Annotated in this window: 23 protein-coding genes; 12 read left to right on the top strand and 11 right to left on the bottom strand. The window is 67.5% G+C overall.

Going from position 1 to position 22,804, the window contains the following annotated elements:
- Positions 1-2 precede the first annotated feature (2 nt).
- On the bottom strand, positions 3-212 hold the full coding sequence (locus ABIB29_RS08755) for a dodecin (protein WP_056428140.1): 210 nt from the start codon (positions 210-212) through the stop codon (positions 3-5).
- A 96-nt stretch (positions 213-308) separates the two neighbouring features.
- Positions 309-1,109 carry an SGNH/GDSL hydrolase family protein gene (locus tag ABIB29_RS08760; RefSeq protein ID WP_354172040.1) on the bottom strand — a complete coding sequence of 267 codons (801 nt, stop codon included), beginning with the start codon at positions 1,107-1,109 and terminating at the stop codon, positions 309-311.
- Positions 1,110-1,380: 271 nt separating this feature from the next.
- On the opposite strand from ABIB29_RS08760, the gene ABIB29_RS08765 reads away from it, so the two are divergent.
- The gene (locus ABIB29_RS08765; RefSeq protein WP_018774886.1) at positions 1,381-1,638 is read left to right on the top strand and encodes a metal-sensitive transcriptional regulator; all 258 of its coding nucleotides are present in this window, start codon (positions 1,381-1,383) and stop codon (positions 1,636-1,638) included.
- A 55-nt stretch (positions 1,639-1,693) separates the two neighbouring features.
- Here the strand turns inward: ABIB29_RS08765 and ABIB29_RS08770 are convergent, their stop codons facing one another.
- The gene (locus tag ABIB29_RS08770; RefSeq protein ID WP_354171910.1) at positions 1,694-2,404 is read right to left on the bottom strand and encodes a FadR/GntR family transcriptional regulator; all 711 of its coding nucleotides are present in this window, start codon (positions 2,402-2,404) and stop codon (positions 1,694-1,696) included.
- 144 nt (positions 2,405-2,548) lie between these two features.
- Between ABIB29_RS08770 and ABIB29_RS08775 the strand changes: the two genes are divergently transcribed.
- The 8 genes from ABIB29_RS08775 to ABIB29_RS08810 all read left to right on the top strand — a co-directional run bounded on the left by ABIB29_RS08775 (position 2,549) and on the right by ABIB29_RS08810 (position 10,961).
- Positions 2,549-4,072, top strand: coding sequence for a four-carbon acid sugar kinase family protein (locus ABIB29_RS08775; RefSeq protein ID WP_354171912.1), 1,524 nt, complete (start codon positions 2,549-2,551; stop codon positions 4,070-4,072).
- 31 nt (positions 4,073-4,103) lie between these two features.
- Positions 4,104-4,997, top strand: a complete 894-nt coding sequence (locus ABIB29_RS08780; RefSeq protein ID WP_354171914.1) for an NAD(P)-dependent oxidoreductase — start codon at positions 4,104-4,106, stop codon at positions 4,995-4,997.
- A gap of 115 nt (positions 4,998-5,112) precedes the next feature.
- Complete coding sequence (locus tag ABIB29_RS08785) at positions 5,113-6,531, top strand: GntP family transporter (protein ID WP_354171916.1); 1,419 nt, start codon at positions 5,113-5,115, stop codon at positions 6,529-6,531.
- Entirely contained in the window at positions 6,531-7,424 is an 894-nt protein-coding gene (locus ABIB29_RS08790; RefSeq protein WP_354171918.1) for a class II fructose-bisphosphate aldolase, read from the top strand. The genes ABIB29_RS08785 and ABIB29_RS08790 overlap by 1 nt, the downstream gene beginning before the upstream one ends.
- A 180-nt stretch (positions 7,425-7,604) precedes the next feature.
- Entirely contained in the window at positions 7,605-8,942 is a 1,338-nt protein-coding gene (locus ABIB29_RS08795; RefSeq protein ID WP_354171919.1) for an acyltransferase family protein, read from the top strand.
- Positions 8,939-9,283: a GNAT family N-acetyltransferase gene (locus ABIB29_RS08800; protein WP_354171921.1), complete on the top strand. Its 345-nt coding sequence runs from the start codon at positions 8,939-8,941 to the stop codon at positions 9,281-9,283. Before ABIB29_RS08795 ends, ABIB29_RS08800 begins: the two co-directional genes overlap by 4 nt.
- Positions 9,284-9,402: 119 nt before the next feature.
- Complete coding sequence (locus tag ABIB29_RS08805; protein ID WP_354171923.1) at positions 9,403-10,149, top strand: hypothetical protein; 747 nt, start codon at positions 9,403-9,405, stop codon at positions 10,147-10,149.
- 29 nt (positions 10,150-10,178) lie between these two features.
- Positions 10,179-10,961 (top strand): SDR family NAD(P)-dependent oxidoreductase, encoded by a 783-nt coding sequence (locus ABIB29_RS08810; RefSeq protein WP_354171925.1) that lies wholly within the window; start codon positions 10,179-10,181, stop codon positions 10,959-10,961.
- Between the two features lie 214 nt (positions 10,962-11,175).
- Here ABIB29_RS08810 and ABIB29_RS08815 read toward each other — a convergent pair whose 3' ends face one another.
- Positions 11,176-12,789 (bottom strand): MFS transporter, encoded by a 1,614-nt coding sequence (locus ABIB29_RS08815; RefSeq protein WP_354171927.1) that lies wholly within the window; start codon positions 12,787-12,789, stop codon positions 11,176-11,178.
- A 399-nt stretch (positions 12,790-13,188) separates the two neighbouring features.
- Here ABIB29_RS08815 and ABIB29_RS08820 point away from each other — a divergent pair, with 399 nt between their 5' ends.
- Together ABIB29_RS08820 and ABIB29_RS08825 are read left to right on the top strand one after the other, a co-directional pair.
- A complete protein-coding gene (locus tag ABIB29_RS08820) occupies positions 13,189-13,422 on the top strand; it encodes a hypothetical protein (protein ID WP_354171929.1) in 234 nt (77 codons plus the stop codon).
- Between the two features lie 96 nt (positions 13,423-13,518).
- Positions 13,519-13,776 carry a hypothetical protein gene (locus ABIB29_RS08825; protein ID WP_354171931.1) on the top strand — a complete coding sequence of 86 codons (258 nt, stop codon included), beginning with the start codon at positions 13,519-13,521 and terminating at the stop codon, positions 13,774-13,776.
- 88 nt (positions 13,777-13,864) lie between these two features.
- Here the strand turns inward: ABIB29_RS08825 and ABIB29_RS08830 are convergent, their stop codons facing one another.
- A complete protein-coding gene (locus ABIB29_RS08830) occupies positions 13,865-16,414 on the bottom strand; it encodes an ATP-dependent DNA ligase (protein ID WP_502915585.1) in 2,550 nt (849 codons plus the stop codon).
- 82 nt (positions 16,415-16,496) lie between these two features.
- On the opposite strand from ABIB29_RS08830, the gene ku reads away from it, so the two are divergent.
- Complete coding sequence (gene ku, locus ABIB29_RS08835; RefSeq protein ID WP_354171935.1) at positions 16,497-17,489, top strand: non-homologous end joining protein Ku; 993 nt, start codon at positions 16,497-16,499, stop codon at positions 17,487-17,489.
- Between the two features lie 32 nt (positions 17,490-17,521).
- Here the strand turns inward: ku and ABIB29_RS08840 are convergent, their stop codons facing one another.
- The 6 genes from ABIB29_RS08840 to ABIB29_RS08865 all read right to left on the bottom strand — a co-directional run bounded on the left by ABIB29_RS08840 (position 17,522) and on the right by ABIB29_RS08865 (position 22,582).
- Positions 17,522-17,809, bottom strand: a complete 288-nt coding sequence (locus ABIB29_RS08840; protein WP_354171936.1) for a DUF7218 family protein — start codon at positions 17,807-17,809, stop codon at positions 17,522-17,524.
- A 2-nt stretch (positions 17,810-17,811) separates the two neighbouring features.
- On the bottom strand, positions 17,812-18,195 hold the full coding sequence (locus ABIB29_RS08845; protein WP_354171938.1) for an SRPBCC family protein: 384 nt from the start codon (positions 18,193-18,195) through the stop codon (positions 17,812-17,814).
- Between the two features lie 214 nt (positions 18,196-18,409).
- Complete coding sequence (locus ABIB29_RS08850; RefSeq protein WP_056428072.1) at positions 18,410-18,688, bottom strand: HPr family phosphocarrier protein; 279 nt, start codon at positions 18,686-18,688, stop codon at positions 18,410-18,412.
- Positions 18,689-18,744: 56 nt separating this feature from the next.
- The gene (locus tag ABIB29_RS08855) at positions 18,745-20,793 is read right to left on the bottom strand and encodes a PTS fructose transporter subunit IIABC (RefSeq protein ID WP_354171940.1); all 2,049 of its coding nucleotides are present in this window, start codon (positions 20,791-20,793) and stop codon (positions 18,745-18,747) included.
- A 2-nt stretch (positions 20,794-20,795) separates the two neighbouring features.
- A complete protein-coding gene (locus ABIB29_RS08860) occupies positions 20,796-21,782 on the bottom strand; it encodes a 1-phosphofructokinase family hexose kinase (RefSeq protein WP_354171942.1) in 987 nt (328 codons plus the stop codon).
- Positions 21,779-22,582: a DeoR/GlpR family DNA-binding transcription regulator gene (locus ABIB29_RS08865; protein ID WP_354171944.1), complete on the bottom strand. Its 804-nt coding sequence runs from the start codon at positions 22,580-22,582 to the stop codon at positions 21,779-21,781. The genes ABIB29_RS08860 and ABIB29_RS08865 overlap by 4 nt, the downstream gene beginning before the upstream one ends.
- Positions 22,583-22,804 lie beyond the last annotated feature (222 nt).

The raw sequence follows: 22,804 nt of genomic DNA on the forward strand, positions 1-22,804 counted from the left end.
GCTTAGCGCTCCAGGCGGAACCCGAGCTTGATGGTGACCTGCCAGTCGGCGACCGCGCCGTTTTCGAGGTGTCCGCGGATTTCCTTGACCTCAAACCAGTCGAGGTTCCGCAGGGTCTTGGCCGCCTCGGCGATGCCGTTGCGGACGGCGGCGTCAACGCCTTCGTTCGACGTGCCGACAATTTCAGAAATGCTGTAAGTGTGATTAGACAACTTCGCTCCTCGTGATCACCATCGGTACCCGGCGGTGGGCCGTTCCTGCAGATTAGCCGACAGATCGCCGCGGGACTAGGGGCCGGAGGCCATGCCTCAGGATCCGGAGACCGGCCCCGGCTCGGGACGCTTGGGCGTCAGCGGCGGGGCGTCAGCGCGCTTCCGGACCCGGCTGACCATCCAGGGAAGCAGGTAGTTGCTGAACCAGGCGAGGTCTCCGGCCTTGCTTTCCCGCCAGCTTCCGGCCGGCATGGGCTTGGGCTCCAGTGGGCTCAGGCTGTGGGGGACGCTCAGGGACTCGAGCACCATGGCCGCGATGGTGTGGTGCCCCATCGGCGAGAAGTGCAGGCGGTCCGGGTCCCACATTCGCGGATCCGAGAGCTGCCGCAGGGCCCAGAGATCAGCGATCACACCGTGATGGCGCATGGCGATGGTCCGGATGTTCTCGTTGAACACGGCGACCCGTCCGCGGTTATGGCCCAGCAGCGGTGTGTCGCCCCAGTCGGGGCCGGTGAACAGCACGATGGTGGCGCCGGTGGCACTGAGCCTGCCCACTGCGGCGTCGAGAGTGGCAGCCAGCCGGTCGGGATCGCTCCGGTGGAAGACAATGTCGTTTCCGCCGGCCGAGAGTGTGACCAGGTCCGGCTGCAGCGCAATCGCGGGCCCGAGCTGCCGGTCCAGGATCTCGCGCAGGAGCAGGCCGCTGACGGCGAGGTTCGCGTACCGGAAATCGGGTCTTCCCTCGCTGAGTTCTTCGGCAATCCGGTCCGCCCAGCCCCTCATGCCGCCTGGACTCAGCGGTTCCGGGTCCCCGAGCCCCGAGGTGAATGAGTCTCCCAACGCGACGTAGCGGCTCCACGGCCCCGTATTCCAGGACCCCGGGGCCGGGCCCCAGATCCGGTCCGGGCCCCGTCGGGGGGCGGGGCCGCCTGCGCCGGCCTGCCCGGCGCCAGAATCGAGGAAACCGGCGGCGTTCACACCCCCAGCAATACGCTGAAAATGCAGGCTTCACTAGGTACTTAGGTCCCTAACCGCGGCGGCGCATCCGTCGGTGCCAGCCTGACAGGCCGCGGCGGTGGGAGCGAGGGAGATCATACCCTGCAGGGCATCGCTGATACATAGGGGGGTATATCATGGAAAGTAGCCCTGTTGATCCCGGAGGAACAAAATGGAACTCGATCCCACCGACATGAAGCCCGTCATCAATCGTCTTCGCCGTGCCCAGGGGCAGCTTGCCGCCGTCACGCGGATGATCGAAGAGGGCCGCGACTGCAAGAGCGTCGTCACCCAGCTGGCCGCGGTTTCCAGCGCGCTGGACAAGGCCGGATTCTCGATCATTGCCACCGGCCTGCAGCAGTGCATGCAGCAGGAGGACCCCAGCCTGGACCGGGCCGAACTCGAGAAGCTCTTCCTCTCGCTCGCCTGAGATCAGCCTGAGCCCCGCCCGCTCACGGCCCGCGGGCCGGTGACCGGCCGGAAAGTCAGGCCGGACGGTCTGCCAGGACGTAGGTCTTGAGGTCATCCAGTGTCTGCTGCATGTGCGCGTCCATGGCGTCGCGGGCCTGGTGCGGATCCCGTGTGGCCAGCGCATCCGCGATCTTCTGGTGATGGCCGATCGCGTGCGCCTGGATTTCGCGCACCTCGGAGGTCTGGGTCCGCCGCTTTTCCAGCACCCGGTGCAGCGGCGCGAACAGGACAGCCACAAAAACGTTTTCCGAGGCGCGCAGGATGAGGTCGTGGAAGGCCAGGTCCGCCGCCACGAACGAGGCGACGTCGTGCTGGTCATGGGCCTCGCGCATCGATTCCAGCTCCCCGTAAAGGGTGGTGAGCTCGGAGTCGCTGATCCGGCCCGCCGCGAGCTCGCAGGCGCCCGACTCCAGCATCCGGCGCAGCTCGATCAGCTGCACGGCGGCCGCCGCGTCGTTCTTCCCCTCTGAGGCCGCCCGGAGGACTGCCTCGAGCGAGGCCCAGCGGCTTAGCGGGTTCACGAAGGTCCCGCGGCCGCGCTCGACGCTGAGGATCTGCTGGGCTTCGAGGGTCTTCATCGCCTCTCGGACCGTCATCCGGCTTACTTCGTGGCGGGCACTCAGCTCCAGTTCGCCGGGGACGGCGGCTCCGGGCGGGAATTCGCCGGCGATGATGCGGTCCAGCAGTTCGTCGGCGACAACGCCGACCAGCGATTTCCTAGCCAATTTTCCCCATTCGCTGTCTCCGACATGCCTGATGGACAAGTCTACTTGCGCGTCTTTGTGCCGTATGCCACACTAGCATTCAAATGTTAGATGTCAGACATCTTACAAATCCTTTAGCAGCTGAGTTTCCACAATGGAGTGCACGTGCCTTTTGAATCAGAGCTTTTCGAAGCAGAAGTGCTGGCCGCCTTCCCGGCGGAGGTCCGGATTCCCGCCCGGACTGTCGCCGACGCCCTCGCGGCCTCGTCCGAGTCGTCCCCCAGGATGCTGGTGGTGCTCGACGACGACCCGACGGGCACCCAGTCCGTCGCGGACCTGCCGGTCCTCACCCGCTGGGACGTCGCCGACTTCACCTGGGCCTTCAACCACCGCATCAACGGCCGCCGCCAGGACGCCGTCTACGTCCTGACCAACACCCGGAGCCTGGACCCCGCCGAGGCGGCCGCCCGCAACGAGGAGGTGGTCCGCAACGCCCTTGCGGCAGCCGCCCTCGAGGCCGGCGGCGCCGGTTCCAGGCTGCGCCTGGGGTTCGTCAGCCGCAGCGACTCCACCCTCCGCGGCCACTACCCGCTGGAACCTGACACGATTTCGGCAACCGTTGCCGCCGTCAGCGGCGAGGTGACGGACGGCGTTGTGATCGTCCCTGCCTTCCCCGACGCCGGACGCGTGACGATCGGCGGCGTGCACTTCATGCGCGGCACCGGCGACGACGCAGGCAAGCTCACCCCGGTGGCTGACACCGAATTCGCCCGGGATGCGAGCTTCGGCTTCGCGAACTCCGAACTGGCCAAGTACGTCGAGGAGAAGTCCAAGGGCCGCTTCCGGGCCGACTCGGTGATCGTGCTGACCCTGGACGTCATCCGCGCCGCGGGTCCGGACGGCGATCCCCAGATCTCAGCGAAAGCCATCGCGGACGCCATCGACTCCGCCACGGACTCCACCCCGATCGTGGCCGACATCGTGAGCGAAAACGATCTCCGGGCCCTCGCGCTGGGCCTCGATGAAGCCGAACGCCGCGGCAAGAAGCTGCTCTACCGGGTGGGTCCGCCGTTCGTCCGCGGCCGCATCGGCCAGGAAATCCGCACCGAGCTCAGCGGCGAGGAGGCCTACGCGGGCAACACACCCTCCGGCGCCGGCGGCCTCATCGTGGTGGGCTCGCACGTCGGTGTTACGACCCGCCAGCTCAAGGCCCTCGTCGAACAGCACAGCGCCGCGCGCATCGTGGAAATCGACGTCGAAAAGCTGCTCGGCGGAAATTCCGCGGGCTACCTGGGCGACATTGTCCGGGACGTCGTGGAGTCCCTGCACAGCGCCGACGTCATCCTCCACACCAGCCGCCTGCTGATCAAGACGGACGACGCCGCCGAGAGCCTGCGGATTGCCCGCACGGTGTCCGCCGCCGTCGTCGCAGTGGTAAACCGGACCCTGAAGACGTTCCCGCCGCGCTTTGTTATCGCCAAGGGAGGCATCACCTCCTCGGACGTGGCCGCCCACGGCCTGGAAATCCGCCATGCGATCGTCCGCGGTCCCATGCTGCCGGGCATCGTCAGCCTGTGGGAGCCGGTGGACGGACCCGCGAAGGGCATCCCGTTCGTCGTCTTCGCCGGCAACGTGGGCGACGACGAGTCGCTGGCCCAGGTCACCCGCAAGCTCAGCAACACCTTCTGACGCCCAAACCCACATTTCAACGGAGAAAACCTTGAACTACAAAGTCACCGTCCTCGGCCTGGGTGCCATGGGACTGCCCATGGCCACCCGGCTGGCAAGCCAGCTGACCGTCCACGGCTTCGACATTGCCGAGCCCCGGCTGCGGCTCGCCGAGGCCGCGGGGGTCCTCACCTTCGCCTCCGCCCGTGAAGCGGCCGAGGGCGCCGACGCGCTGCTGCTGGCCGTGCGCAACGGCGAGCAGCTGGACGACGTCCTCTTCGGCGAGAACGGCGTCGCCTCCGTGCTGAAGCCGGGCGCCGTCGTGATCCTCGGCAGCACCGTGGGCACCGAGGCCATTCCCGCCACCGTCGCCCGGCTCGCGGAATTCGGCGTCGGCCTCGTTGACGCCCCGCTCTCCGGCGGACCGAAGCGCGCCGGCGAAGGAGACCTGCTGATCGTGGTCGGCGCCGAACCCCAGGCGCTGGAAGCGGCCCGCCCGGTCCTGGACCTGCTGGCCTCCACCCTCACCGTCGTGGGGGACAAGCCCGGCGACGGACAGGCGCTCAAGACCGTCAACCAGCTGCTCTGCGGGATCCACATTGCCGCGGCAGCCGAGGCAATGGCCCTGGCCGACGCCCTCGGGCTGGACCAGGCCAAGACCCTCGCCGCCCTGGAAGCCGGCGCCGCCGGGTCCTTCATGCTGTCCAACCGCGGCCCCCGCATCCTCGAGGCCTACACGGAAAGCGGCGCGGAGGTCCTCAGCCGCCTGGACATCTTCGTCAAGGACATGGGTATCGTCGGCAAGGCCACCCGCGCCGCCGGCCTCGCCGCGCCGGTGGCCGCCGCCGCCGAGCAGCTTTACCTCATCGGCCAGGCCCAGGGCCTCGCCGCCGCCGACGATTCCGCCGTGATCAAGGTCGTCGCGCCCACGAAGCGCACCGCCTAGTTCCTCCGCAGCGCCGCCAGATCCCACAAGCCCGACGACGGCGGTTCCCCCCTCCGCCGTCGTCGTACCAACCCTCCGGTCCTTCCCGGGACCGGCCCGTCAAAGGAGACACCCGATGAGCGCTCTCGCTCTCCTGGCCATAGCCGCAGCAGGCGTTGCCCTGCTGCTCGTGGCCGTCATCAAATTCAAGATCCCGGCCTTCCTGGCGCTGCTGGTTGTCAGCGTCGCCGTGGCCCTGGTGGCGGGAATCCCGCTGCCGGACATCGTCAAGACCGTCACCGAAGGCATGGGCGGCACCCTGGGTTCCGTCGCCATCCTCGTCGGCCTCGGCGCCATGCTCGGAAAGATGATTGAGGTTTCCGGCGGCGCCCAGGCGCTGGCTGGAAAGTTCACCCAGCTGCTGGGTCCCCGCCGCGTCATCGCCGCCCTGACCTCCGCGGCCTTCCTGCTGGCCATCCCCGTCTTCTTCGACGTCGGATTCATCATCCTGATCCCGATCATCTACGGCTTCTCCAAGGCCGCCGGGGTCAACCCGGTCAAGATCGGCCTGCCGGTCGGCGCGATCATGCTGGCGATCCACGTGGTTGTTCCGCCGCACCCGGGCGTTGTTGGCGGTGCCGGCATCCTCAAAGCGGATATCGGCTGGACCACCATCATCGGTCTCCTGATCTGCATCCCTGTGGGGGTGCTCGGTTACTTTGTTGCCAAGCGGCTCAACCGCCGCGACTACGCGATGATCCCCGGCACGGCGGAGCAGTTCCGCCTCTTCGGCACCGGCACATCAGAGGTCGAGCGGGACGCGGCGCCCGGCAGCGGCGGCGTTGCTGTCAAGACCGCCGCCAAGACCGCTCCCAGCCCGGCCATGATCATTACCCTGATTGTGTTGCCGATCCTGATGATCATGGTGGGCACCGTTGGCGCCGTGGTGCTGCCCAAGGGCAGCCCGGCCGCCGACATTGCAGCCTTCGTGGGCTCACCCCTGATCGCCCTCCTGACCGCCCTCGGCTTGGCGTACTACTTCCTCGGTATCCGCCGGGGCTGGTCCTCGCAGCACACCGGTGAGGTCATGGACTCCGCCCTCGCCCCGACCGCCATTGTGATCCTGGTGACCGGCGCCGGCGGCGTCTTCGGAAAAGTCCTCACCGTCTCGGGCATCGGCAAGGCGCTCGCAGAGGGACTACAGAGCGTGGGGCTTCCGCTGATCCTCATGGCGTTCGTCCTGGCCGCGGTTCTCCGCGCCTCCCAGGGTTCGGCCACCGTGGCCATCATCACCACCGCAGGCCTGCTGGCGACCTCCGTTGCCGACGGCGGATACTCGCCCGTGCAGACCGCACTGATCCTGGTGGCCATCGGCTTCGGAGCCTTCGGCCTCAGCCACATCAATGACTCCGGATTCTGGATTGTCACCCGGTACCTGGGGCTGTCGGTCGCCGACGGACTGCGCACCTGGACGGTCCTCACGACCATCCTTGGTGTGGCGGGCTTCGCGCTGACGTTCCTCGTCTGGACCCTGGTGGGAGGCCTGAGCGTCTGATGCGCGTCCGTCTCGACCAGCTAGTGGTTTCCGCCCTTCAGCAGGGATCGGCCGTCCCGGCCTTCACCTGCTACGACTTCACCACGGCGCTCGCCGTGGTGGGGGCGGCGGAGGCGGCCGGCCGCGGCACCATCCTGCTCGTCTCGCCCAGCACGGCGGCCACGCCGAACGGCCTCCGGCTGATCGCTGCGCTGCGCGGCCTGGCCGACGGCGCCGGCGTTCCGGTCGCCGTGCAGCTCGACCACGCCTCGAACCTCCGCGTGATTGCCGACGCCGTTACCGCCGGAGCGGACTCCGTCCTGGTGGACGGATCATCGCTGGACTACGAGGACAACATCGCCCTGGTCCGGGCGGCGCGCGCCGTCCTGGATGTGCTGGCATCCGGTGGCTCCGGCGCCAACCCGGAGGTCGTGATCGAAGCCGAACTCGGCGGCCTGGCCGGCGACGAGGACAGGGCTTTTGGATCCGATGCCACGGGCAACGCCCCGGCGGCCGGGACGGCCGGGCTCACCGACTCTGCCCAGGTGGAGGACTTCGTGGCACGGACCGGCGCCCAATTGCTCGCCGTTGCCGTGGGCAACGTCCACGGCAAGTACAAGGGGGAGCCGGAGTTGCGCTGGGACGTGCTGCAGGACATTGCAGTACGGACCCGCGTTCCCCTGGTGCTGCATGGGGCCTCCGGAATCCCTGCCGCCGAGCTTGTGAAGGCCGCCGCCATGAACGTGGGCAAGGTCAACTTCAACACTGAGCTGCGCACCGGGGTTCTTGAAACCCTCGAGGCACGCACGGCGGTGCACCGGACGGACGGCGAGAACCTTCAGGGGCTGCTGGCCGACTGGGACGCCTCCGCCGGGACTTTCGCGGCCACGGCCCTGGCGACGCTCTCGCGCTAGTCATCAACAGGCAGGAAAACGGGGGAGGCCAGGATCAGACCATGATCCTGGCTTCCCCCGTTTTTGCGGGACCGGCGGCACTGGCCGCCGGCCCGGACAAGGCCGACAATGGGGGCAAACACCGCAACGATCACGCGAACCCGCCCATGCGGTCGCGTCGGCAGGTCCCGAGGGGGCTCCATGGTTCCACGGCAGTATGCAGGGGCAGGCCAAGCCCTGCGGCCGGACCGTGACCCGGTAATAGATCTCGCCCGGTTCTTCTGCCTTGCACTCGTGGTGGTGGCGCACACCATGATGGTGAGTCCCGTGCTGCACCCGGACGGCACCGTGACCTCCCACAACACCCTCGGCAACCAGCGCTGGTTCGAACCGGTGGTCTGGGTCCTGCAGGTCATGCCGCTCTTTTTCGTGGCCGGGGGCATCACCGGGCTGCAGTCCTGGCGCCGCCTCCGTGCCCGGGGCGGCAGCGCCTTCGACTTCATGCAGGCGCGGATGCTGCGGCTCCTCCGCCCCGCCGCTGTGCTGCTCGCGCTCATGTTTGCCGGGCTCTGGGCTGCGCGGTTGACCGGGGTGGACCCGCAGGTCATCCAGTTGCTGGCCTCCGGAGCCGGCATGCCGCTGTGGTTCCTGGCGGCCTATCTTGCGGCGCAGCTGAATCTTCCGCTGCTGGCGCGCCTGCACGCCCGGGCGCCCTGGCTGACCCTGGCGGTTCTCACCTCGCTGGTGGTGACGGTGGACTGCCTGCGGGGGGCCATGCCGCCACTGGCGTACCTGAACATGGTCTTCCTGTGGTGCGCCGTGCAGCAGCTCGGGTTCTTCCTCGCAGACGGCAGACGGGTGACCCCCGGACGTCCCGCGCTGGCGGGCATAATCCTGGGCAGCAACCTTGTCCTGGGCCTGCTCGTGTGGCTGGGACTGTACTCCGGGAACATGCTGGTGAACCTCAACCCTCCCAATCTGACCCTGTTGCTGCTGGGGGTCTCGCAGGCCGCGGCCCTGCTGCTCTTCCGGCCCGGGCTGGCGGAACTGGGGTCCCTCGCGTGGGTGCGGCGGTTCCTTGGAGTCGCCGGACGGTGGTCGATGACCGTCTACCTCTGGCATTTGCCCCTGCTGGCAGCAATGTCCGGGCTCCTGCTGCTGACCGACTTTCCGCAGGCTGCGGGGGGAACGGCCGCCTGGTGGTGGGGGCGGCCGCTCGTGCTGCTGGCCTTGATCGGCCTGCTGCTGCCCGTACTGGCGGTCTTCGGCCGGCTCGAGGAACGCCCGACGGCGCCCGCCACCGTCCCGTCCCGCCCGGCGGCCGCTGTGGTGGCGGCCGCCGTCGTCGTCTATGTTCCGGTAGCCGACGCCGCACTGAACGGACTTACGCTGGGAGTGCTCGGCGGGGGAACGTTATGCTTCACGCTGGCGGTCTTGCTGCTGGGCCGGATCCCGGCCCGGCTCTGGGCCGATTCGGGCCGCGGCGGATCGGGTCCGCCATTGCCACGCCCGCCTTTAAGTGCCAATGTCGAACCATGACGGAGAACTCGGCAGCCACTGAAGACACGTTCAGCCCGAACGTAGCCACCACCCGGAATGATGAGCTGCACCGCTACGAGCTCCACGTCGGCGAAAAACTGGCCGTCGAGATCCGCTTCATCGACGAGCCCGGCCACATCGACTTCATCCACACCGATACAGCGGAGCAATTCCAGGGCCAGGGACTCGCCAAGGTGCTGGCCCACTTCGCGCTGGACGATGTTGTAGCGTCCGGCAAGAGGATCATCCCGAATTGCCCCTTCATGTACCGTTACCTGCGCCGGCACGACTCCTACACCCAGTACATCGACTGGCCGGAGCAGCCCCCCGCCGGAGCCTGATCCCCTGGCCGGCGGCCGGCCTGGACGGTCGGGTCCGCTTGTGACCGGGGCTACAACCTAATAGAGTCGTTAGCAGAGTTATGCAGTTGGCTCTTGGACGTGTGCCTTTGGAGAACCCCGTGAACCATAAACTGCGTGTGCTTGTCCGTGTGGATGTCAATCCCGGACTCGTGACCCTCGAAGTCACCGGCTGCCTCACCCAATCAGACTTTCCCGCGCTGCTGCACATCATGCGGCGCGCGAGGCGCCTCGGCGCTGGGACCGATGTCCTTGTTGACCTGCACAGTTCGTCCCATTTGGACCCCGAAATCCTCCTGCAGCTGCGGTCCATCGCTGACGCCAGCGTCGCCGTCGCGCCCGGCGCCGGAGCTGGAGAAGAGCCGTTCCGTGTCAGGTTGGCGGAACCAGCGGACCTGCCGATCTGCCTGCTGCACGTGGGCTCGGAAGGCGAGGTCCTCGCCGGTCTTGAGGTGAAGCTCGCGGCGGTACCGCCGCTTGACGTCGCTGGATCCCTCCCGAACGGCCTGACTGACCTCTCCACAGGCATCCCGGCCGGGGAGCAGCTGGATTCGGGGCTGGACGAGGCCTGCAGCCCGATTCCCGCCGAGCTGAACACCATCAACGGCCTGGAACTCTCCGAGTACTTCGAGGGAACCCTTGACCCTGCCGCCACCGTCCGGGCACTGTCCGATGCGGCCCTGGGCCAGCTGGCCGATGCCCTGTACCGGCACCTCGACACGGCCAGCCCGTCCTTCGGCGCGCACACCTGGTACGAGCTGGCCACCGAAGAGCTTCAGAACCGCCACCTGGGCGGTGCGGCCGATCCCGCGGAGGATGAACTGGCCGCAGGCACGGCCCTGGCCTGAGGCCAGGGGAGCCGGACTAAGCTGGCGCCATGACTGAACAAGCGGCGACGCCGGCTGGCACCACGGCCTTGGTCACCGGAGCAACTGCCGGGATCGGTGCCGAATTCGCCCGCCAGCTCGCCGAGCAAGGCCACAATGTGGTCCTTGTGGCCCGCGACACTGCCCGGCTGCAGGCGAATGCGCAGGAACTGGAGAATCACTACGGCGTGCGCGCCGAGGTACTCGCCGCCGATCTCGCGGACGACGCCGGGGTGGCGGCCGTCGTCGCCCGGCTTGCGGATCCGGCCCGTCCGCTGGACATCCTGGTCAACAACGCCGGGATGGGCCTGCTGCACCCGTTCGAGGACAACGACATTGAGGAGGAAGCCAGGCACCTCAAGCTGCACGTCGAGACCGCCATGCGGTTGACGCACGCCGCCCTGCCGGGGATGCTCAGCCGGCACTCCGGCAGGATCATCAACGTCGCCAGCGTGGCTGCGTTCCTCCTACGCGGAAGCTACTCGGCGGCGAAGGCGTGGCTGGTCAGCTTCTCCCGCTGGGCCAACCTCGCCTACTCCAACCGGGGCGTTAACGTGACCGCGGTCTGTCCCGGGTTCACCCACACCGAGTTCCACGACCGGATGGGCATGGACAAAACGGTGACTCCGCGTTGGATGTGGCTGCGGGCTGAGCGCGTGGTGCGTGAAGGCCTCGCCGACAACGCAAAGGGAAAGGCCGTCTCCATCCCGACCAAGCGTTACAAGGTACTGACCGCCGCAGGCCGAGTCCTCCCGGACCGGCTCGTGGCAGGGCCGCCCCGCCGCGCCAAATAGCCAGGGGGAGCGGGCCGCGGCCCGTGGCTGGCGCGGCGGTGGGCGGCCAGGACAGACGAGGAATGCCGCCGGACACGCCTAAGGCCTGCCCTGCGTGCTTCCCCCAATGGGTAATCACGCAAGGCAGGCCTCGATGGGCGGGACTTCGCTACAGAATCCGGACTAGCCGGCTGGGCTCAGGATGAAACCCGGCCGGGCTGCCAGAGGGGCAAACTCAGGCTCCGGCCGGAACCTTGTCGGTGTCTCGGGCCGCCGTCGAACCAGCGACGGCATCCGCCGGCGCCGAGGTAAACGGCATGTCCATTTCCGCCAGGTCGATCAGCGGGTTCTCGTCCTGGGTCGCAACGATTTCCTTGGCCTCGGCCTGGGTGTCCACGCTGGGCATGGAGCCCGGCAGCGGGCGCTGGGCCGATTCCTTAAGGAAGTAGATCGCAACGGCACCGATCGCCGAGGTGGCCATCAGGTAGTAGGCCGGCATCATGTCATCGCCGGTAACGCCGATGAGGGCGGCAACGATAAAGGGTGTGGTGCCGCCGAAGATGGCCACGGAGAAGTTGTACGCGATGCCCATGGCGCCGTAACGGCTCGCCGTCGGGAACTGCGCCGGAAGGGCCGAAGCCAGGTTGGCCACGTAGAAGGTCACCGGGAAGGCGATCAGGCCAAGGCCCAGGAGGGTGGACCAGATTTCTCCGATGCCGATCAGCATAAACGCCGGGGTAGCCAGGACCACGGTGCTGAGTGCGCCGATCCACAGCACGGGGCGGCGTCCGATCCTGTCGGAAAGCTTGCCGGTCAGCGGAATGCACAGGCTCATGATGACCAGCACGGGGATGGTCAGCAGGGTGCCGTGCACGGGATCGTAGCCCTTGGACTCGGTGAGGTACGTCGGCATGTAGGACGTCAGGGCGTAGCCTGCGGTATTCGCGGCTGCCACGAGGATCATGGCGACGATGAGGGAACGCCAGTAAGCCTTGACGATGCCCACGGGGCCCTTGGAAGCTGCGGCGTCGGAGGACGTGGCATCCTTCGCGTTTTCCTCCTGGGCGTCCAGGGTGGCCTGGAACTGCGGGGATTCCTCGATCTTATTCCGGAAGTAGACCGCGATCAGGCCCAGCGGACCGGCAATGAGGAACGGGATCCGCCAGCCCCACTCCTCCATGGCGCTTTGGCCAAGGGTGAGCTGCAGGACCGAGACGAGGGCGGCGCCGAGGGCGAAGCCGAGGTAGCTGCCCATGTCCAGGAAGCTGGCGAAGAAGCCGCGGCGCTTGTCCGGGGAATATTCGCTCACGAAGGTTGTGGCACCAGCGTACTCGCCGCCGGTGGAGAACCCCTGGACGACCTTGAGCAGCACCAGCAAGGCAGCAGCCCACATGCCGATCTGCGCGTAGCCCGGCAGCAGGCCGACGGCGAACGTGCTCGCAGCCATCAGCATCAGGGTCCAGGCGAGGACCTTCTGGCGGCCCACCTTGTCGCCGAGCCAGCCGAAGATGACTCCACCCAGCGGGCGGGCAATGAAGGTGGCGGCGAAGGTTCCCAGCAGGAACAGGGTCTGCACGGACTTGTCCGCTTCGGGCAGGAACACCGGACCCATGGTGGTGATCAGGTAGCCGAACACACCGACGTCGTACCACTCCATGGTGTTACCCACGATGGTGCCGCCGAGGGCTTTCTTGAGCATCGGCTTGTTGACGACGTTGACGTCGGACTCTTTGAGTCGACGGCGCGTCCGCAGCTTTGGTTTCTTCGCACCGCTGGGTGCAGCTTGGTAGGTTCCGCTGGCGTTCACCACGCCTGCTGAAGAGTCGGTCGTGCTTCGGTCTTTGGGCATTTGGGCCGCTCCTAAGGGGGTCATTTGCTTGTGACTTGTAGCTGCCCCGCTCTGGGCAGGCCTTCAATTTTACGCGATTTCTATGGTGTTTCCGAGTTTGGTGCCGTATGATCCCATATTTCGACCCCAATAGGGCCCTTGCCGACGGGTTTCTTTCCGCGGTTTCACCGCGCCATTGCAGGGAAACCCCGGTCTCCACCGGGGGCTGCGGAAACTTTTTCCGCGCAGGGCCCCCAGCAGCCGGAAAACCGGGCCAAACCGCACCAGCGGGGCAGGCCCGCATCGCCCGCCGGACGGCCCCGCCGCACCGTGAAAAAGGGGGTACCCAAGGGATCCGGAAAGCGCTTAGGGTTGACATCAGCGCAGTGCTGATGACGAGCCCCACAAGGAGAACAGTCCATGACTGGCAAAGAGACCAAGAAGAGCGGCAGCAGCGGGGCCGAAGGGGACGACAAGTCCCAGGACAAGCAGGGGCAAGGGAAAGGCATCAAGTCGCGCCTCACCGATGCCCAGAAGGAGATGCTCGCGAGCAAGTCGCGGGGCGGCGCTGCCTCACAGAGTGTCGGCCACAGCCACAAGCCCACGCATGTCAGCGGCAAGCAGGGCCCGGCGGAGAAGAAAGTCCGCTGGTAGTCCTACAGACATCGCTCGCCGGCAGACCTACGATAGTTGGACACTTCGTTTCACAGCTTATTTCGACGACGTAATTCGACAGCGGAAGGAAGAGCAATGGCGGAACACCAGTTCGGAGACGGGATCGATCCTGAGGTTGCCAGTCATCTGGCGGAGTCCATAGACGAGGCGCCCGGGCCGGAAACGAAACGCCCCGCCCCGCCCACCGCAGCCGAGGGTAAGCAGTGGCCGGACGGGAGCGGCAAGCACCGCCATCCGAAGGAGCACGACCTCCAGCATGGCCGGCTGGGTCACGAGGCCGCGGTGAACGCGGTTCACCGGATCACCCCGCCGGACACCCCGCACTCCTCCTGAACCAACGCCGGCGTCCTGCGCCGGGCGGCCGGGAGCCCGGGATGGCCTGAAACGGCCGCCCGGGCTTTTCACTGCCTGCTCACCGCCGTCAGTCCGGCTCCATTACCACGTCCTCCGGATTCTTATCCAGCCGCCAGCCGCGCCACACCGGGTGCCGGAGCTTTCCGCTGCCGGTCCATTCCCCATAGGTGACCTCTCCGACGAGCTTGGCGCTCACCCAGTGCGCATCCGAGGCGTCGGCCGCCGGCACCTCCTCGAACGGAGAGGTCTTCCGGGGCATGGCATCGAGCTGCTGGCGCAGTTCCTTGAGTTCCCGGGCGCTGAATCCGCTGCCGACGCGTCCGACGTAGCGCAGCCTGGAACCGGCCGGGATCCCCAACAGAAGTGAGCCGACGGATTGCCCGCGCTCGCCTTTGCCCGGCCTCCAGCCGCCGACCACCACCTCCTGGGTGCGCTCGAACTTGAGCTTGAGCCAGGACCTGCTGCGCTGCCCGACGTAGCGGCCGTCCACACGCTTGGCCATCACGCCCTCCAGACCCAGCTCCTCTGCGCTTTCCAGGATGTGCCGGACATCGCCGTCGATCAGCTGGGAGAGCTCCACCGGGCAGCCGGACGTGGTGAAGAACGACTCCAGCCGGTCCCTGCGCTTGTGGAGCGGGAGACGGCGCAGGTCCGTGCCATTCTCCGACAGGAGGTCGAACAACATCAGCCGCACGGGCGTGGCCGACTGTGCCTTCACGACGTCGGCGGCCTTGGTGAGTTTCATCCGCCCCTGCAACAGCCCGAAGTCGGGCCGCCCCGAGGGGCCGACGGCGATGATCTCGCCGTCGGCGATGAAATCCCGCTCCGGCCAGCAGGAACGGTCCGTCAGTTCCGGATACGCGGCGGACATGTCGTTGCCGTTGCGGCTGATCAGGCGGATCTTCTTCGCGTCCCCGAGGACCAGGGCGCGCACCCCGTCCCATTTGAGCTCGAACTGCCAGTCCTTGTCCGGCAGGTCGGCGGTGGTTCCGGAGCTGGCAAGCATCGGCATAAAGTCCGCAGGGTCCGGGGCGTCGGGCTGCTCACTCTCGGTCGCCACGGCGTCGGAATCCTGCCCCGACGCCGCCTTCGCCGTCTCCGACGCCGTCTCCCTCTCCGTCTCCGCCCTCTCCGTCTCTCTCTCCGCGGGTGGCGGCGCCTGCCCCTTCTTTGCACCCGGCGGGTCCATCAGGTGGATGAGCCACTGGTCGTCGCCCCGGCCGGTGTGGATCAGGGCGAACCGGCGGGCGCCGCCCAGACCGCCGTCGTCCTGGCCGGTGAGGGTGGCGATGACCTCTTTTCCGGCAATCCACTTCTCGCACTCGTAGTAGCCGTGGTCCCAGATGCTGATCGTTCCGGCGCCGTACTGGCCCTTGGGAATGGTGCCTTCGAAGCCCGCGTAGTCCATCGGGTGGTCTTCGGTCTGGACTGCCAGGTGGTTTTTGGTCTTGCTGGTGGGGACACCCTTGGGCAGCGCCCAGGAGACCAGCACGCCGTCGCGCTCCAGCCTGAAGTCATAGTGCAGCCGGCTGGCGTGGTGTTCCTGGATGACGAATTTCTCCCGGAGGGTGCCGCTGTCCGTCTCCGCGCTGCCAGTCTCCGTACGGTGCCTTTCCGCCGTAAACGGCTCCGGCGTTATGGCCGCGTCCCGTTTGGCACGGTAGCTCTCCAGCCGCGGGTCGGTGGCGCCGCCGTCGCCGGGTGATTCCCCGGCGGCGGCGCCCGGACGGCCGTCCGGCCGGGCCCCCGGCTGCCCCCTGCCGGAGATGGTCGCGAAAGGATCCTTGCCGGACTTCACCCGCTGCAGGACCTCCTGGTAGTCGAGCTGGTGGAGGGACGGCGAGCTGAGTTCGCGCCAGGTCCGGGGCGCCGCCACGGTGGGCCGGAGCCGCCCGCGCAGGGAATAGGGGACGATAGTGGTTTTTGCGGCGCTGTTCTGGCTCCAGTCCACCAGGACCTTGCCGGTGCGCAGGGTCTTCTTCATGTCGCTCACGGCCAGCTCCGGGTGGTCGGCTTCCAGCGACCGTGCCAGTTCGTGGGCGAACTCGGAGATCTGTTCGGAGCTCTGCGTGCCGTCGAGGGCAGCGTACAGGTGGATGCCCTTGCTGCCGCTGGTCACGGGCACAGGATCCAGGCCCACGTCCTGCAGGATGGTGCGGGCAAGCTTGGCGACCTCGACGCACTCGGCCAGCCCCGCCCCCTCGCCGGGATCCAGGTCCAGCACCAGCCGGTCCGGCGGCAAGGCGTCCCCGTGCGAGTCGACGCGCCACTGCGGCACGTGGATCTCCAGGGCCGCGATTTGCGCGAGCCAGGCCAGCGTGGCCGGGTCGTTGACCAGCGGGTACTGGATGGTCCGTTCCTTGTGCGTGATGGAGGCCCGCGGTACCCATCCCGGCGTCGAATGGTCCAGGTTCTTCTGGAAAAACATCTCGCCGGGAGCCTCGGCCGTCCCGACGCCGTGCACCCAGCGTTTCCGGGTGGCCGGGCGGTTCGCAGCGGCCGGGATCAGGACCGGCGCCACCGCGGCGTAGTAGGCCAGCACATCGGCCTTGGTGGTGCCGGTCTCCGGATACATGACCTTGTCCAGGTTGGTGACCACCAGTTCGCGGCCCCCCACCCGGACCCGCTCCCTGGTGTTGGCCGGTGTCCGTTCAGCCAAGGGGCTTCACCTCCACGCAACTGTGATGTTCACTTGATCCATGAGAGCCATCTGGAAAGGCGCGATCGCGTTCGGGCTGGTCAACGTGCCCGTCAAGGTCTACAGCGCAACGGAGGACCATGACATCAGCCTGCACCAGGTCCACAATGCCGACGGCGGACGGATCCGCTACCAGCGCCGCTGTGAGGTCTGCAGCAAGATCGTGGACTACGAGGACATCGACAAGGCCTACGAGGACGACGGCCGCACGGTGGTCCTCAGCCGCGAGGAGCTCAAGTCCATTCCGGCCGAGAACAGCCACGAGATCGACGTGGTGCAGTTTGTGCCGGCCGAGCAGCTCGACCCGATGATGTTCGAAAAGAGCTATTACCTTGAGCCGGACTCCAAGTCGCCCAAGGCCTATGTCCTGCTGCGCCGGGCGCTCGAGGACACCGACCGGGTGGCAATCGTCCAGTTCGCTTTGCGGGACAAGACCCGGCTGGGAGCCCTGCGGATCCGCGGTGACGTGCTGGTGCTGCAGTCCCTGCTGTGGGCCGACGAGGTGCGGGAGGCCAGCTTCCCCTCGCTCGAAACAACCATCCGCATCTCCGCCCAGGAGCGTGAAATGTCCGCGGCGCTGGTCGATTCGATGGCGGCGGACTTCGAACCGGACCAGTTCACCGACGACTACCAGCTGCAGCTGCGCCAGCTCATCGAGGCGAAGCTGGAGAAGGGCGAATCCCTGGACACCGAGGAGACGTTTGGTGTCCCGGCTGCCGAGGCCGGCAGTGGCGAGGTGATTGACCTGATGGAAGCACTCAAACGGAGCCTCGAGAAGAAGCGCGGGGGAGGGGCAGCTGACGCGGACGAACCCGCCAAGTCGACCGCGGCCAAGACCGCGCCGAAGACCGCGCCGAAGACGGCTTCCCGGACCGCAACGAAGACGACCGCGGCCAAGGCAGCGCCCAAGACCGCGACAAAGGCCGCAACCAAGCCCGCGCCGAAGACGGCCGCCCCTAAGACGGCTGTGCGGAGCGCGCGGAAAGAGGCCTGAGCGGTCGGCTGGACGGCACGTGGCCACCGGGATCAGGAGTTCCGGAGCGCGGAAATGAGCTCGCTTTTCTTCTTGGCCGAGTAGCCCTTGAGACCGATCTCCTTGGCGCGTTCCTTGAGCTGCGGGACGGTCCAGTCCTCGTAGTCGCCGGCCTTCCCGCCCCTGCGGCCCACCGCTGACCTGCCGTTCTTGGCTGCGGCATTGGAGATGCGGGCGGCCTTCTGCTTCGACGCGCCGTCCTCCAGCAGCTCTTCGTAGAGTTCCGGGTCCTTGATGCTGGGGCTTTCGGAGCCGCGTGGTGCGGTCTTCTTCGTTGGCATGGCTACTCCGGCAGCTGGTGGTCAGAGCCGCCGGGGGCGTCGTCGACTTCGCCCCGGGCGACCGAGGATCGCCATTCGCCCGTCTCAATCCCGCGGGATTCGATGAACTCCTTGAAGCGGCCCAGATCCGCCGTGATCTGCCGGCTGTCCGCCCCGACGGCCGACCCGGCTTTTTCCAGGAGTCCCTCGGGCTCCCATTCCAGTTCCACGTTGACCCTGGCGCGTTCGGCGCCGAGCGATTCGAAGCTCACGGTTCCCGCGTTGCGCGGCTTATCCGTGCTGACCCAGGCGATCATCCGGTCGGGGGTCTGTTCCATGATCTGGGCGAGGTACTCGCGCCAGACGCCGGCGACGTCGGTGCGGATGCTTTCCTGCACGCTTGCCACGGGGTTGCCTCCTTCGGCCGGGAACCGTCCTGCGGCAGGCCACCGTGAGTGGTGCCGCGGATTCCAAACTAGCGGCGCCGCCGGGCCGTGACAAGCTTTTACTAAGTTTGCTGAGGGGTTTCCGGGGAGCCCGGAAACGCAGAGGCCCGGCCGTACCCTGTTCGGGTGCGGCCGGGCCTCTGCGTTCCGGCGGCGGTACCGCCGGTGGGTGACGCTATTCGGCGTCGTGGTCCGTTTCGAGGATCTGGACCAGGCGTTCCAGGGCGGCGTCAGCGCCGTCGCCCTCGGCGCGCAGAACCACGACCTCGCCGTGGGACGCACCCAGGCTCATGAGGGAAAGGATGCTGGCGGCATCCATGGCCTCGTCTACGGGTTCGCCCAGCCGCGCGATGGTGATTTCGAGATCGAACTCGCCTGCAGCCTCGGCAAAGATGGCGGCCGGGCGGGCGTGCAGCCCTACGCGGCTGGCAATGGTGGCGTTACGTTCGGTCATTTTTGCTCCTTGGTTTTAGCTTGGGGAATGTCAGCTAGGAAGGTTTCCTGGACGGCTCAGGCGGCTACGGGAACCTGTTCCACCGTATCAACCGGCTTCTTGACTGCCCAGCGCTTGAGCCCGATGACGGCGAAGGCCGTGACGACGGTGCCGACCGCGATGGCGACGACGAACATCAGGAAGTTGTCGATGGCGAAGAAGACGAAGATGCCGCCGTGCGGGGCCTTCGATCCCACCCCGGCTGCCATCGAGATGGCACCCGTCACGGCGCCGCCGAGCATGCTGGCGGGGATGACGCGCAGCGGGTCGGCTGCGGCGAAGGGGATGGCGCCTTCAGAGATGAAGGAGGCTCCCAGCAGCCAGGCGGCTTTGCCGTTTTCCTGCTCCGCCAGGCTGAAGAGGCGCTTGTTCAGCACGGTGGAGGCGAGGGCCATGGCCAGCGGCGGGACCATGCCGGCGGCCATAACGGCCGCCATGATCTGCCACGGTGCCTGGTTGTCGATTGTTGCTGCGCCGAGGCCGGCGACGGCGAAGGCGTAGGCAACCTTGTTGACCGGTCCGCCGAGGTCGAAGCACATCATCAGGCCGAGGATAACGCCTAGGGCAATGGCGCTGGCGCCGGTGAGGCTGGACAGCCAGTCGTTGAGGCCCACGGTGATCGCGGCGATCGGCCCGCCCAGGACCAGGAACATCAGTCCGGACGCAACGAGGGATGCCACCAGCGGAATAATGACCACCGGCATCAGGCCGCGCAGCCAGCGGGGAACGCTGATCTGGCCGATGGCATGTGCCACGTAGCCTGCCAGCAGGCCGCCCACAATGCCGCCGAGGAAGCCTGCGCCCATGAACCCGGCAACGGCGCCAGCGACGAAGCCCGGCGCGATGCCCGGCCGGTCAGCCAAGGCGAAAGCGATGTAGCCGGCCAGTGCCGGGACGAGGAAGCCCAGGGACAAGGCGCCGATCTTGAAGAGCACCGCGCCGAGGTAGGCGCCCAGCGGGCCCCAGGCCAGTTCCGGGTACTCAGTCGGCAGATTGCCGATGGTGTTCTCCGCCAGGATCTTGTCCGCGAAGCCGGTGATGTCATAGCCGCCCACCAGGAAGCCGAGGGCGATCAGCAGACCGCCGCCTGCCACGAACGGGATCATGTAGCTGACACCCGTGAGGAGGGCCTTCTTCAGCTTCGTGCCGATATGCTCGCCCTTTTCCTCGGCCTCCTGCTGGGCCTGTTCCTCGGCACCATAGTGCGGGACACGGCGGGCGTTCGGGTTGTCCGCGGCAGCGAGGGCCTCCCGGACCATCTTCTCCGGCTCGTCGATTCCGCGCTTGACCGGGGCGTTGATGACGGGCATGCCGGCGAAGCGCTCCTTGCCGCGCACGTCCACGTCCACGGCGAAGATCACGGCGTCGGCCGCGGCGATCACGGCCGGATCCAGTGCCTTGGCGCCGGAGGACCCCTGGGTCTCCACCTGCAGGTCGATGCCGGCTTCCTTGGCCGCGGCCACGAGCGAATCGGCGGCCATGTAGGTGTGGGCGATGCCGGTGGGGCAGGCGGTGACAGCGACGAGGCGCTTGGGGCGGGGTGCCCCCGAGGTCGCAGGCTCGGTGGTTGAACCGGCGGCCGTTGCGCCGGCAGCCGGGGCTGCGGCGGCGGGCTTGTCCGCGAGGGCGCCTTCGACGAGCTCGACGACCTCGGCCTCGGAGCCCGCGGCACGCAGGGAAGCGGTGAAGTCCTTCTTAATCAATGAGCGGGCCAGCTTGGAGAGCAGTTTGAGGTGCTCCTGGTCCGCGCCTTCCGGGGCCGCGATGAAGAAGATCAGGTCCGCGGGGCCGTCCTTGGCGCCGAAGTCGACCGGCTGGGAGAGCCGGGCCATGGCCAGCGTCGGCTGGGTGACCGCCGTCGAACGGCAGTGCGGGATGGCGATGCCGCCGGGGACGCCGGTGGCGGTCTTCTGTTCCCGGGCGAAGGCGTCGGCGAAGAGGCCTTCAACTTCGGTGGCGCGTCCGTTGGCTGCAACTTTGCCTGCCAGGTGCCGGATCACGTCCTCGGGCGAGCTGCCCAGGTTCTGGTCGAGCTCGACCAGTTCGGTCGTAATGAGCTGAGTCACTGTCAATCCTTCCGGAGGGCCGTGATGGTTACGGCATCAGGGGTGGTTTGGTGGACTGCCGGGACTGTGGAGCCCGGCAGCGAAGCGGCGGCGGCACCATGTGCCACAGCCTGTCGGAGGCAATCGGCCGGGGCGGCGCCCTGGCTGGAGGCGAGCAGGTAGCCGGCCAGTGAGGAATCACCGGCGCCGACAGTACTCACCGCAGTAACCGGCGGGTGCGTGGCGAGCCACGCGCCGTCGGCCGTCACAAGCACCGCACCCTTGGAGCCGAGCGTTGCAAGCACGGCCCCCACCCCGGATCGCACGACGGCGGAAGCGGCCACTGCGGCAGCCTCCGGGTCTGCTTCGAGTTCCTCGGCGGACTTGTGCGTGGCGAACCCGGCTGCGGCAGCCAGTTCCACCAGTTCCTCGGCGTTGGGTTTGATGAGATCCGGTTTCCCCAGCGCGTCGCCGGAGATCGCGGCGGCGAGCGGTTCGCCGGAGGAGTCGACGGCGATGAGGGGGGCCTCGTTGCCGTGATCCATGGAACGCAGCCGCCGGGTGACGGTGGCGTAGAAGTCGGCCGGAACCCCGGGTGGGAGCGATCCGGCCAGGACAACCCAACTGGCTCCGCGGGCGTGGTCCAGGAGCAGCCCGATCAGGGCTTCCTGCTGGTCCGCACTCAGCACCGGGCCGGGTTCGTTGATCTTGGTGGTGACGCCGCCGGGTTCGGTGAGCGCCACATTGCTGCGCAGCGGCTCGCCGATCGGGAGCGCCGCGAACGGGACGTCGCCGTCGCGGAGGCCGGCGAGGACGGGGTCCGCCTCGGCTCCGGGGAGGACGGCGACCGTCGTCAGGCCGGAGGCGACGAGGGCGCGGGAGACGTTGACTCCCTTGCCTCCGGATTCCTGCCGGACGGAGACGGCCCGCTGCACTTCGCCGCGGAGCAACGGGCCCGGCAGTGCCACGGTGCGGTCCAGGCTCGGGTTGGCGGTCAGGGTGACAATCATGCGACCACCACCTCGACTCCGGCGTCCGCGAGGGCGTCGGCCAGGTCCTGGCTGGGTTTCGTGTCAGTGATCAAGGTGTCCAGATCTTTCAACGAGGCGAACTGGACCAGGGTTTCGGAATCCAGCTTGGAGGAATCAGCCAGCACCACAATGCGGCGGGCTGATTGGACGAAGGCAGCCTTGACAGCGGCTTCTTCAGGATCGGGAGTGCTCAGCCCGAAGGCTGCGTGGATGCCGTTGGTGCCGATGAAGGCGATGTCCGGGCGGATCCGGCGGGCGGCTTCCACAGTGGACTGGCCAACGGCGGCCTGCGTGATGCCGCGGACCTTTCCGCCCAGCAGGTGCAGGGCGATGCCGGGTTCCCGGGACAGCTTGGTTGCGACGGGCAGCGAGTGGGTGATGACCACGAGTTCCGCGGCGGACCCTGAGATGGCGGCGGTTGCTGCCGTCCGGGCGGCCAGGAGTTCGGCGAGGGCCTCGGTGGTGGATCCGGCGTCGATCAGGATGCTGCCGGTGCGGTCCAGCGGGATGAGCGCCAGGGCGGCCTCTGCAATCCGGGTCTTTTCCGGCTGCCGCTGGTCGGTGCGGACCAGGATGCTTTCCTCGTTGGTGCTGAAGCGGTCCGGGGACACCGCGCCGCCGTGGACCCGGCGCACACTGCCGGCGGCTTCGAGGGAGGCCAGGTCGCGGCGGACAGTTTCGGTGGTGATGCTGAAACGCTCGGCAAGGTCCGTGACGCTGGCGCGGCCGCTGGCCGTAATGAGCCCGACGATCAGCTGTTGGCGTTCTTCGGCGAACACTGGCTCTCCCTTGCGTCAGTACTACGGACCTTCCCGCCACTTCCGTGATAGTCATCACAGGTAGTGGAGTTGATTGACTTTATCTTTGAATCTGTGGCTTTGTCAATGGAAAACAACATGAACACAGAAATTTCACCCGCCTCCCCGGGGGGACATGTCCAGTCTTAGTGCCGGGGAGTGGGCAGGTAGGGACTATGTCCGTCCGTGGCGCCGCAGGCTGGG

Source organism: Arthrobacter sp. UYEF36, from assembly GCF_040547025.1.
GTDB lineage: Bacteria > Actinomycetota > Actinomycetes > Actinomycetales > Micrococcaceae > Arthrobacter.